The organism is Streptomyces katrae, from assembly GCF_000717655.1.
In the GTDB taxonomy this organism is placed as follows: Bacteria; Actinomycetota; Actinomycetes; order Streptomycetales; family Streptomycetaceae; genus Streptomyces; species Streptomyces katrae_B.
In genome coordinates this window covers 43730-55017 of the sequence record NZ_JNZY01000022.1, presented here as the reverse complement: position 1 = coordinate 55017, position 11288 = coordinate 43730, and the positions used below count along the sequence as shown (strand labels likewise).

Below are 11288 nucleotides of genomic sequence, written 5' to 3'. Positions count from 1 at the left end.
CGCTCTTCCTGATTGCCCTGCCCGTCTCCAGGCGGCAGTCAGGCCATCACCTTGATCAAGGGATCAGCACTGATCCTACAAAGTGAATTACGCGGATTCACCAGCGATCAGTTCCGCGATCCGAGTGGCATTCAGGGCGGCCCCGTTGCGGAGATTGTCGGCGCACACGAAGAACTCCAGGGAGCGCGGATCGTCGAGCGAGGCCCGCAGCCGCCCCACCCACGCCGGATCCGTCCCCGCCGCGTCCACCGGAGTCGGGAACTCCCCCGCCGCCGGGTCGTCCACGACGACCACGCCGGGCGCGGCCTCCAGGATCTCCCGGGCGTGCGAGGCGTTCACCTCGGCCTCGAACCGCGCCCGTACGCTCAGCGAGTGCCCGGTCAGCACCGGCACCTGTACGCAGGTCACCGCCACCGGCAGCGCGTCCAGGTGCAGGACCCGGCGGGTCTGCGCCCGTACGGCCAGCTCGTGCGAGGACCAGCCGCCGTCCCGCAGCTCGCCGGACCACGGGACCACGTTCAGGGCCAGCGGAGCCGCGAAGGGGCCTGTGTCCTCGCCCACGGCACGGCGCACGTCCCCGGTCTGCTCCCCCAGGGAGGTCCCGGCGACGAGCGACAGCTGGCGCCGCAGCGCCTCGGAGCCGGCCCGGCCGGCCGCGCTCGCGGCCTGGTACGAGGACACGGTCAGGTCGGCCAGCGCGTACTCGGCGTGCAGCGCGCCCAGGGCCGCGATCATCGAGGCGGTGACGCAGTCCGGGCTCGCGACGATCCCGCGCGGCCGCGTCCGTACGGCCTGCGCATTGACCTCGGGCACCACGAGCGGCACCTCGGGGTCCTCCCGGAAGGCCGCGGACTGGTCGACGGCGACGGCCCCGCGCGTCACGACGACGGGGGCCCAGCGTGCCGAGACCTCGGCCGGCGTCAGGAACAGCACCACGTCGCCCTGCCCGAAGCCGTCGAAGGCGTCCTCGGTGAGGGCGAGCACCTCGCTCTCCTCGCCGCGCACGGCCAGCGTGCGGCCGGCCGAGCGCGTGGAGGCGATCAGGCGTATGTCGCCCCAGACGTCCGCCCGCTGGGACAGGATCTGGAGCACCACGGAGCCGACTGCTCCGGTCGCCCCGACCACGGCGAGCGCCGGAGCCGGGGTCGACCGGGTCGCGGTCATCGTCCGGTGCCTCCGTAGACGACGGCCTCGTCGCTGTCGGAGTCGAGGCCGAAGGCCGTGTGCACGGCGCGGACGGCCTCGTTGACGTCGTCCTGGCGGGTCACGACCGAGATGCGGATCTCGGAGGTCGAGATCAGCTCGATGTTCACGCCCGCGTCGGACAGGGCCTGGAAGAACGAGGCGGTGACGCCCGGGTTCGTCTTCATGCCCGCGCCGACCAGGGAGATCTTGCCGATCTGGTCGTCGTAGCGCAGGGAGTCGAAGCCGATCTTGCCCTTCGCCTTCTCCAGGGCCTCGATGGCCTTGTGGCCCTCGGCCTTGGGGAGGGTGAAGGAGATGTCCGTCAGGCCCGTGGACGCGGCGGACACGTTCTGCACGATCATGTCGATGTTGATCTCGGCGTCCGCGATGGCGCGGAAGATCGCCGCGGCCTCGCCCGGCTTGTCCGGGACGCCGACGACCGTGATCTTGGCTTCGGAGACGTCGTGAGCGACTCCGGAGATGATGGCGTGCTCCACCTGCTCGTCCCCTTGCGGATTCTCGTTGCTGACCCAGGTGCCCGGCAGTCCCGAGAAGGACGAGCGGACGTGGATCGGGATGTTGTATCGGCGTGCGTACTCGACACAGCGGTGCAGAAGCACCTTGGAACCGGAGGCGGCGAGCTCCAGCATGTCCTCGGAGGAGATCCAGTCGATCTTCCGGGCCTTCTTCACGACGCGGGGGTCCGCGGTGAAGACGCCGTCGACGTCGGTGTAGATCTCGCAGACCTCGGCGTCCAGCGCCGCGGCGAGCGCGACGGCGGTCGTGTCCGAGCCGCCCCGGCCGAGGGTGGTGATGTCCTTGCTGTCCGCCGACACGCCCTGGAAGCCGGCGACGATGGCGATGTTGCCCTCGTCCAGCGCAGTGCGGATCCGGCCCGGCGTGACATCGATGATGCGCGCTTTGTTGTGGACCGAGTCGGTGATGACGCCTGCCTGGCTACCGGTGAACGACTGGGCCTCGTGGCCCAGGTTTTTGATCGCCATGGCCAGCAGGGCCATGGAGATGCGCTCTCCGGCGGTCAGCAGCATGTCGAATTCGCGCCCGGCAGGCATCGGGGATACCTGCTCGGCGAGATCGATCAGCTCGTCCGTCGTGTCGCCCATCGCGGAAACCACGACGACCACTTGGTGGCCGTTCTTCTTGGCATCCACGATCCGCTTGGCGACGCGCTTGATGCCTTCGGCATCGGCTACGGAGGAGCCTCCGTACTTCTGCACGACAAGGCCCACGTGCGCTCCTCGCTCAGTCCGTCTCATTGCTGGTGCAGTGTAACGAGCGGCCGCGATCCGACCGCTTCGTACCACATCATGAGACGAACAGATCAAAGCCCGGGTTCCCGGCCGGCCCGCCGGGTTCCCTACTTCCCGTGCACGCCCAGCCGGGCACCGATTTCCTCGGCCATCACCCGTCCGGCCTGCTCGGCGAGGTCGTCCTCGGCCAGGTCCTCGTCGGTGTCCAGGCCGTCCAGGGCTTCCAGCGGCTGGTTCAGGCGTACGTGCGCCACCAGCGACTGCAGGGCCCGCAGGGTGGCCGAGGTCGTCGGTCCCCAGTTGGTGAAGTACGAGAACTGCCACCACCACAGCGCCTCGGTCGTCCGGCCCGCGCGGTAGTGCCCCAGCCCGTGCCGCAGGTCCGCCACGACGTCGGCCAGATCGTCGGAGATCCGGTGCGCGACCGGGGTCTTGCGCGGCTCGTAGGGGTCGAAGACCTCGGAGTACACGTCGACCGGCTCCAGCATGTACGCGAACCGCTCCCGCAGCTCCTCCACGTCCGGCTCCGGGCCGAGGTCGGGCTCGTAGCGCTCGTCGGGCAGGACGTCCTGGTACGCACCCAGGCGGCCGCCCGCCAGCAGCAGCTGGGACACCTCCAGCAGGAGGAAGGGCACCGCGCTGTCCGGGTCCTCGCCCTTGGCCACCTCGGTGACCGCGACGATGAAGGACTCGATCTGGTCCGCGATCTGGACGGCGAAGTCGTCCGGGTCCTGGCCCAAGGCGTGCAGCGTTGCGTCAGACATCGAGAAGTCGCCTTCCTTCAAAGGCCCGCCCGAGCGTGACCTCGTCCGCGTACTCCAGATCTCCCCCGACGGGGAGCCCGCTGGCCAGGCGGGTGACCTTCAGGCCCATGGGCTTGATCATGCGGGCGAGGTACGTGGCGGTCGCCTCGCCCTCCAGGTTCGGGTCGGTGGCGAGGATCAGCTCGGTCACCTCGCCGTCCGCCAGGCGCGCCAGCAGCTCGCGGATGCGCAGGTCGTCCGGTCCGACGCCCTCGATCGGGCTGATCGCGCCGCCGAGGACGTGGTACCTGCCCCGGAACTCGCGGGTCCGCTCGATCGCGACGACATCCTTCGGCTCCTCGACCACGCAGATGACCGTGGTGTCGCGGCGCGGATCGCGGCAGATGTTGCACCGCTCCTCCTGCGCCACGTTCCCGCACACGGCGCAGAACCGGACCTTGTCCTTCACCTCGAGCAGCGCGTGCGCGAGGCGGCGGACGTCGGTGGGCTCGGCCTGCAGGATGTGGAAGGCGATCCGCTGCGCGCTCTTGGGCCCGACGCCGGGCAGCCTGCCCAGTTCGTCGATCAGGTCCTGGACCACGCCTTCGTACACGGACTGCCTTCTTTCGGTAGGGGTGGGGGGGGACTAGAACGGGAGGCCGGGGATGCCGCTGCCGCCGCCCAGGCCCTGGGCCAGCGGGCCCAGCTTCTCCTGCTGCAGCGCCTGGGCGTTCTCGTTGGCCGCCTGGACCGCCGCGACGACCAGGTCGGCAAGGGTTTCGGTGTCTTCCGGGTCCACCGCCTTCGGGTCGATGACCAGCGCACGCAGCTCACCGGAACCGGTGACGGTCGCCTTCACCAGGCCGCCGCCGGCCTGGCCCTCGACCTCGGCCTGCGCAAGCTCTTCCTGCGCTGCGGCGAGGTCCTGCTGCATCTTCTGGGCCTGCTGGAGCAGCTGCTGCATGTTGGGCTGGCCACCACCGGGAATCACAGGTCACTCACTCCGTCACGCTCGGTCCAAGCCTGGGGCAGCTTGGTCAATCCGAGCCTACGTGCTCCCCGCGCGGCGCGCCCTACGCCGTGAGGACCAACTCTTTCGAGTGAGGGACGGGGCGTGCGCGTACCTGCTGGAGACCTCCTTGCGGGCGGAAAACCGGGGATTCGTCGCCCATCGGCCGCCATTCGAAGGTAGGAAGAGCATGCGCATCATTGCGCACACGCGCACCACCACACGTCAGCGCAGGCAGAGGGAGTGCCGGGTGAGCCAGCCGGAGATGCAGCCCGAGGGGCCACCCCGGGATCCCCGGGAACCCCGGGAGGAGGGCAGCGGACCGATGGCGGCGGGCGATCTGACCGGCGGACCGTTCCCCCTCGGGGACTGGGGCGAGCCGGCCGAGCGGCTGGACGAGCTCTACCGGCGGGTCGAGGCCGATGCGCTGCGCACCGCGGAGTGGTATCTGTCCGACCGGGCGTGGAAGCGCCGGGGCGCACGGGTCCTGCGGGTCGGCGCGGCGGCGGGGGCGATCGCCGGTGCCTCGATGCCGCTGCTGGAGCTCACGGGGGCCGCTCAGGGCGCGATGCCGTACGGCTACCTCTCGCTGCTGCTGGCCGCGGCGTGCCTGGCCTGCGACCGGTTCTTCGGCCTGACGTCGGGCTGGATGCGGGACGTCGCCACGGCGCAGGCGGTGCAGCGCCGCCTCCAGACGCTCCAGTTCGACTGGGCCTCGGAGAACGTACGGGAGGTCCTGGGCCCCACGGAAGGCACGGCGAGCGAGGCGGCGGAGCGGTGCCTCACCGTGCTGCGCCGCTTCTCGGAGGACGTGACGGAGCTGGTGCGGTCCGAGACCGCGGAGTGGATGGTGGAGTTCTCCTCGGGCCCGGCGCCGCTGGTCATGCAGTCGCTCGGCGCCCCGCGCTGGTCATGCAGCCGCTCGGCCCCCCGCCCCCCCGGGCCGATCCCGCCCCCCCCCCGAGCCGCTCCCCCCCCCCCCCGGGCACCCGCCCCAACATGCCCCGCCAACGCCCCCCGGAACAGCCCCGCTGACGCTCCGGGCCGGGCTCCGCCCCACTGGCGTTCGAAGCGCGGGGGTCCGGCGGCCGCAGCGCACAGCGGCCCCGCACGCGAAATCCAGCCCCGCCGGCGTGTGAGGCGCGGGGGTCGGCGGCCACAGCGCACAGCGGCCCCGCACGCGAAACCCAGCCCCGTCGGCGTGTGAGACGCGGAGGTGCGGGGGCCGCAGCGCACAGCGGCGCCGCACGCGAAATCCAGCCCCGCCGGCGTTTGAGGCGCGGGGGTGCGGGGGCAGCGCCCCCGCCACGGTGCCGCACCCGGACGCGGGGTCCGGGGCCCTGCCCCGGGAGACGGAGAAAGGGCGGGGCGGGGAGAAGGCTCCGCGCAGCGGAACCCGGCACCCCCGCCCCGGCCACTGCGGCGCTCAGCTGAAGATGATCATCGAGCCCTGCCCCAGGCTCCGCGTCGCAGCCGCATGCAGCCCCAGCCAGACGTGCCGCTCCCGTGCAAACGGACTCTCGTCATAAGGAATCGGCCCCGCCGGCTCCTCCAACGACGTGGCCCGCCCCGGTGCCGCCGGCGCCACCGGCGGATTCCCCGGGTCGATCCCGATCGCCGGCGCCACCACCATCAGCTCTCGCAGCAACCCCTGCGCCGACCCCAGCGGCCCGCCCCCGGCCAACAGCTCCTCGTTCGCCAGCGGAACCGCAAAGTCCACCGGCACGTACGCCCCCGCGTGGTCGTAGTGCCACACCAGATGCGACTGCTGCGCCGTCGGCTCGAACATCTCCAGCAGCTGCTCGTAGTCCCCGCCCAGCTCGTCCACCGGCGTCACCGGCAGCCCGCAGATCTGCAACAGGTACGCCCGCCGCAGGAAGTGCAGGGCGTCGTAGTCGAAGCCGGCGACGGGGGCCACGTCCCCGCTCAGACCCGGCATGTACGCGAACACGGGCACGGACGGCAGCCCCGCCTCGCCCAGCGCCTTGTCGTACGAGGCGATCTCTTCCGCGAAGGGGTTGTCGGGGCTGTGGCACAGCACGTCGACAAGGGGGACCAGCCACAGGTCACAGGCCACGCGGGCTCCGATCAGTCGTTGTCGCCGATCCGGCCAGCGTAGTGTGCCGAACACCCTCCGCGAAGGGCTGCGCAGAACCTGGGGCGCAGCCCTTGGCGAACCTGCGGCGGAACAGCGGCCGCGACCAGGCGGAACCCGCGCCCCGGGCGCCCGCTACACCTGCCCCGGACCCACCCTCCAGACCCACACGTCCTGCACCTTCTCCGGCTGCCGCCCGATCAGCTCGCTGATCATGTCCCGCAGCTCGACCCCCCGGTCCTGGAACGGCAGGACGACCGCGCCCGCCTTCCAGAACTCCAGGTCCTGCCGGGCCTGCTCCCGCCACTGCGGGGTGATCTCCGGCGGCTGCGCCCCGTACCGGACGTCCCGCAGGAGGTTCGAGAGGTGCCGCGGGGTGGCCCCGTAGATGCCGATCCGGTCGGGCCCCCACGGGCCGTTGAAGTAACCGCCGGCCAGCCGGAAGCCGAAGTCGGCCTCGACCTGCCAGTGCAGCGCGTCCGCTTGTCCCGGGTCGGGCAGCGGAACCGGAACGAGTGCCTCGCCTTCTTTGACGTAGCCCTTCCACGCGCCCGAGGCGATGAACGCCGGCACCGGCGCCCGCTCCCGTACGGCCAGCGGCAGCGGCAGCACCGGGATCAGCGCGGCCGCCACCCCGAGCAGGCCGAGCGTGCGCAGCTCGCGCGTCCGGACCCGTACGATCCGGTCCAGCGCGAGCGCGAGCAGGACGCCCAGCACCGGGGCGCACACCATCGCCACGCGCCCCTCGATCACCGACTCGAACAGCGGCAGCTCGACCATCAGCCGCCACGGCCCCGGCAGCACCACGTCCGTCCGCGGCACGGGCACCCAGGGCCCGAGGGACAGCGCCAGCGCCACGCCACCCGTGATCGCGAGCGCGCGGACGACCTTGCTCCGCCACATCCACACGCACACGGCCCCGCCGAAGGCCAGCAGCGGCCACCCGTAGAAGGCGTTCTGCTCGGTGGTGTTCAGCGAGAGCCGGCCCGCCGTCTCGGCGTCACCGAAGAGCGAGCGGGCGGCGTACTCGACCAGGGCGCGCGGGCTGTTCCCGGCGTTGTCCCCGTGCAGGACCGAGTGGTAGCTCTGCGGGCCGAAGAACTGCCAGTACAGCGGGAAGATCAGCAGCGGCACGCAGACGCCCGCGGCGATGACCAGGCCGAGGCCCAGCGGCCGTGCGGCCTCGAGGGCGCGCCGGCGGTCGACCAGCAGGTACGCAAGCGAGAAGACCAGCATGCCGAGCGCGGCGATGAGCAGCGGCTCCTCGCCCAGGAAGATCTGGTACGTCGCGAACAGGCCGAGCAGGACACCGTCCCGGACCACGTTGCGGCCTTGGTTCTGCCCCTCGCACAGGCGCAGGGCCCGGTCGATGATCAGCGGGATCATGAAGAGGACGACGAAGTTCGGGTGGCCGTTGGCGTGCGAGACCATCGGTGGCGCGAACGCGGCGAGCGCACCACCCGCGGCGGCGGCCCAGCGGCTGTGCACGAAGCGGCGGCGGATCAGCCAGTACCAGGTCCAGGCGCTGGCGGCCATGCCGAGCGTGAGGACCAGCGCGAAGGTGACGGTCTCCCCGAACAGGAGCGTGACCGGGATCAGCGGGACGGTCAGGCCGAGCATGGTCGCGTTGGCCATCAGGTTCACGCCGTCGGGCATGCCCTGGGCGGTGGTGAAGAGCGGATTGCGCAGGTGGGTGATGTTGTCGGTGGCGACGCCGACGAACCACTCCCACTGGTTCTGGTCCTGGAGCGCGTCCTTGAGGTAACGCCCGCCCAGGTCCGCCCACAGGCCGTGGAAGACGTAGACGGAGAGGGCGAGGAAGACGGCGGCGACGGCGAGGCCGCCGGCGTTCAGCCGGAACAGCTCCACGAGCGCGCGGCGCCGGTCGCCGGGGGTCCGGCGGGGGGCGGCATTGCGCGTCGTACGGCGTACCGGCACCTCGGCGACCTGCCAGCCCTGGCGGCGCATCCAGCGCAGCACCTCGGCGTCGATGGCCGGGCCGTCGAGGACGGAGGCGCCGAAGGCGGCGCGCGCCCGGTCCCCGTCGAACAGGGCGAAGCCGCAGGTGTCGTCGCGGAATCCCGGTACCCCGGGCACGCCCAGGGCGCGGATCAGGCGGTTTCCCGTCCGGCCGAGGGCGGCGGCCGGGGGGCCGCCGTCGCTCTGGTTCTCCTGGCTGTCCCGGTTCTCCTGACTGTCCCCGTTCTCCTGGTTCTCCTGGCTGTCCTGGCCCAGCGCCTGCTCCAGCCGGCCCAGCTCGGTCAGGGGCGTCGTGAGCCCGGCGTCGGTCAGCAGCACCCGCTCCCCCGCGGAAGCCAGTACTCCGGCACGCAGCGCCGCCCCCCTGCCGCGGTGGTCCTCGGAGCGGACCAGCCGGATCCGGGGCTCCTCGGCGGCCGCGGCCCCGACGACGGAGGCAGTGGCGTCGGCGGAGCCGTCGTCGACGACGACGAGCTCCCAGTCGCCGGGTCCGGTGCCGAGGCGGGCATCGAGGTGCTCGCGGACGGCGTGGAGGGTCGCGCCGATCCGGTGCCCGTCGTCGTGGGCGGGGATGACGACGGAGAGCCCGACGGCGCCCAGCCAGGCGGGGGCCGATCCGGTGCCGGGGGTCTCGCCGGTCGCTGCCGGGCCGCTCATGCGCCGGCCGTCTTCAGGCCCGCGGCCCAGTCCAGCCCGTGCTGGTTGTACGCGTACACGAGGCTGCGTACCTCGTCCGCGTCGGCGCGGGTCACCGCGTCGACCAGTTCGTTGTGCCCGGACCACAGTCCGGTGTGGAGATCCGGGGCCGCCTTCAGGTGCGGTACGGCGAAGACCCAGCACTGCACCCGGATCCGGTGCAGGAACTCCGAGATGTACGTGTTGCCGACCAGCCCGCTCAGCTCCCTCCAGAAGCGCAGGTCGTAGCCGATCAGCACTTCGAGCGAGCCGTTCTGCGCGGCCCGGCACGCCTCCTCGGCACGACGGCGCACCGACACCAGCATTTCGCCGGAGCCGGGCGCGGTGCCGCGCTCGACGAGCCGCCGGAAGATCCCGTCCACGATGAGCGTACGGGCCTCGATCATCCCCCGGTAGTCGTCCACGGTGTAGACGCGCACGCGGAAACCCCGGTGCTGGACCGATTCCAGCAGCCCCTGGGCCGAGAGGTCGACCAGTGCCTCGCGTACGGGGGTCGCGGAGACCTCGTACTGCTCGGCGATCTGCTTGACGGTGAACTCGGTGCCCGGTGGCAGGCGTCCCGCGAGCACCTCGTCACGCAGCGCGTCCGCGATCTGCTGGCGAAGTGTGTTGCGGGTGACAGCTCCGCTGCCTGGCATAGGGGTCCGTCTCCTTAAGTGAACTTCGGACACCTTAGGCCAGGCAGCGCGGCTGAAACCGATCGAACGCGGACCGTTCGCGGACCGTTGGCGGACCGTTGCCGGTCAGCTGCCGGTCAGCTGTCTCCGCTCACGCGGACGTGGTGTGCCGGTCCGCGACCGTCAGTGCCTCGTCCAGCAGGGCCAGGCCCTCCTTGGCCTCGGCCTCCGTGATGGTGCACGGCGGAACGACGTGCGTCCGGTTCATGTTCACGAAGGGCCACAGGCCGGAGGCCTTGCAGGCCGCCGCGAATTCGGCCATCGGCGCGTTGGCGGCGCCCGCCGCGTTGTACGGGACGAGCGGCTCGCGCGTCTCCTTGTCCCGTACGAGCTCCAGGGCCCAGAAGGCGCCCAGGCCGCGGACCTCGCCGACCGACGGGTGCCGCTCGGCGATCTCGGCGAGTGCCGGGCCGATCACGTTCTCGCCGAGGTGCGCGGCGTGCTCGACGACGCCCTCCTCCTCCATGGCATTGATCGTCGCCACGGCGGCCGCGCAGGCCAGGGGGTGGCCGGAGTACGTCAGGCCGCCCGGGTACGGGCGCGTGGCGAACGTGTCGGCGATGGCGCCGGAAATGGCGACGCCGCCGAGCGGCACGTACCCGCTGTTCACGCCCTTGGCGAAGGTGATCAGGTCGGGGATGACGTCCCAGTGCTGGGCGGCGAACCACTTGCCGGTCCGGCCGAAGCCCGCCATGACCTCGTCGAGGACGAAGACGATGCCGTGGCGGTCGCAGAGCTCGCGCACGCCCGCGAGGTAGCCGGCGGGCGGGGTCATGATCCCTGCGGTGCCGGGCACGCTCTCCAGGATGATCGCGGCGATGGTCGCCGGCCCCTCGAAGGCGATGGTGTCGGCGAGGTGCGCGAGGGCCCGCTCGCACTCCTCCGCCTCGGTGGCGGCGTGGAACGGCGAGCGGTAGAGGAACGGGCCCCAGAAGTGCACGACCCCGGCGGCGGCCGTGTCGGAGGGCCAGCGGCGGGGGTCGCCGGTCAGGTTGATCGCGGCGGCGGTGGCCCCGTGGTAAGAGCGGTACGTGGAGAGCACCTTCTGGCGGCCGGTGTGCAGCCGGGCCATCCGTACGGCGTTCTCTACGGCCTCGGCGCCGCCGTTGGTGAAGAAGACCTTGTCCAGGTCGCCCGGGGTCCGCTCGGCGATGAGGCGTGCGGCCTCGGAGCGGACGTCGACGGCGAAGCCGGGCGCGAGGGTGCAGAGCCGGGCGGCCTGCTCCTGGATCGCGGCGACGACCTTGGGGTGCTGGTGGCCGATGTTGGTGTTCACCAGCTGGGAGGAGAAGTCGAGGAAGCGGTTGCCGTCGTAGTCCCAGAAGTACGACCCCTCGGCCCCGGCGACGGCGAGCGGGTCGATCAGGGCCTGGGCGGACCAGGAGTGGAAGACGTGGGCGCGGTCGGCGGCCTTGACGGCCGCGCCGTTGGCGCGGGAGGTGCCGACGGCGTCGGAGGTGACGTGAGGGGTCATGCGGCCACGCTAAAAGTGCGCAGGTGGGAAGGGATATCGGCGGACTGTATGCGGGTGGGGGGCGGGTCTCGGCAGTCTGTCTGCACCTGTCTGCACGGAAGGCAGTGATTGACAGCACACTGCCCTTATGACAGCCTGCTGTCATACCCGAGGAAGTG

At 71.7% G+C, this 11288-nt stretch carries 9 protein-coding genes and 1 pseudogene; 1 reads left to right on the top strand and 9 read right to left on the bottom strand.

What is annotated here, in order from left to right:
* Positions 1 to 87: 87 nt before the first annotated feature.
* From IF09_RS0124680 to IF09_RS0124660, 5 genes are all read right to left on the bottom strand, one after another.
* Complete coding sequence (locus tag IF09_RS0124680) at positions 88 to 1164, bottom strand: aspartate-semialdehyde dehydrogenase (RefSeq protein WP_030299223.1); 1077 nt, start codon at positions 1162 to 1164, stop codon at positions 88 to 90.
* Positions 1161 to 2435: an aspartate kinase gene (locus IF09_RS0124675; protein ID WP_030299221.1), complete on the bottom strand. Its 1275-nt coding sequence runs from the start codon at positions 2433 to 2435 to the stop codon at positions 1161 to 1163. Before IF09_RS0124675 ends, IF09_RS0124680 begins: the two co-directional genes overlap by 4 nt.
* Positions 2436 to 2563: 128 nt before the next feature.
* Positions 2564 to 3220, bottom strand: coding sequence for a DUF5063 domain-containing protein (locus IF09_RS0124670; protein WP_030299219.1), 657 nt, complete (start codon positions 3218 to 3220; stop codon positions 2564 to 2566).
* A complete protein-coding gene (gene recR / locus IF09_RS0124665; RefSeq protein WP_030152816.1) occupies positions 3213 to 3812 on the bottom strand; it encodes a recombination mediator RecR in 600 nt (199 codons plus the stop codon). The genes IF09_RS0124670 and recR overlap by 8 nt, the downstream gene beginning before the upstream one ends.
* A 33-nt stretch (positions 3813 to 3845) precedes the next feature.
* Positions 3846 to 4190 (bottom strand): YbaB/EbfC family nucleoid-associated protein, encoded by a 345-nt coding sequence (locus tag IF09_RS0124660; RefSeq protein WP_078613422.1) that lies wholly within the window; start codon positions 4188 to 4190, stop codon positions 3846 to 3848.
* Between the two features lie 268 nt (positions 4191 to 4458).
* Between IF09_RS0124660 and IF09_RS40540 the strand changes: the two are divergent.
* Positions 4459 to 5243, top strand: a pseudogene (locus IF09_RS40540) (SLATT domain-containing protein).
* 391 nt (positions 5244 to 5634) lie between these two features.
* Here IF09_RS40540 and IF09_RS0124650 read toward each other — a convergent pair.
* The 4 genes from IF09_RS0124650 to IF09_RS0124635 all read right to left on the bottom strand — a co-directional run bounded on the left by IF09_RS0124650 (position 5635) and on the right by IF09_RS0124635 (position 11130).
* Positions 5635 to 6285, bottom strand: a complete 651-nt coding sequence (locus IF09_RS0124650; protein WP_030299216.1) for a hypothetical protein — start codon at positions 6283 to 6285, stop codon at positions 5635 to 5637.
* Positions 6286 to 6438: 153 nt separating this feature from the next.
* A complete protein-coding gene (locus IF09_RS0124645) occupies positions 6439 to 8940 on the bottom strand; it encodes a glycosyltransferase (RefSeq protein WP_051832836.1) in 2502 nt (833 codons plus the stop codon).
* Positions 8937 to 9617, bottom strand: a complete 681-nt coding sequence (locus tag IF09_RS0124640) for a GntR family transcriptional regulator (RefSeq protein ID WP_030299214.1) — start codon at positions 9615 to 9617, stop codon at positions 8937 to 8939. The genes IF09_RS0124645 and IF09_RS0124640 overlap by 4 nt, the downstream gene beginning before the upstream one ends.
* A gap of 130 nt (positions 9618 to 9747) precedes the next feature.
* The gene (locus IF09_RS0124635; protein WP_030299212.1) at positions 9748 to 11130 is read right to left on the bottom strand and encodes an aspartate aminotransferase family protein; all 1383 of its coding nucleotides are present in this window, start codon (positions 11128 to 11130) and stop codon (positions 9748 to 9750) included.
* Positions 11131 to 11288: the final 158 nt, after the last annotated feature.

Coding starts and splice junctions, on each gene's coding strand:
- IF09_RS0124645 (WP_051832836.1), bottom strand. CDS start 8,940: ATGAGCGGCCCGGCAGCGACCGGCGAGACCCCCGGCACCGGATCGGCC.
- IF09_RS0124680 (WP_030299223.1), bottom strand. CDS start 1,164: ATGACCGCGACCCGGTCGACCCCGGCTCCGGCGCTCGCCGTGGTCGGG.
- IF09_RS0124670 (WP_030299219.1), bottom strand. CDS start 3,220: ATGTCTGACGCAACGCTGCACGCCTTGGGCCAGGACCCGGACGACTTC.
- IF09_RS0124640 (WP_030299214.1), bottom strand. CDS start 9,617: ATGCCAGGCAGCGGAGCTGTCACCCGCAACACACTTCGCCAGCAGATC.
- IF09_RS0124635 (WP_030299212.1), bottom strand. CDS start 11,130: ATGACCCCTCACGTCACCTCCGACGCCGTCGGCACCTCCCGCGCCAAC.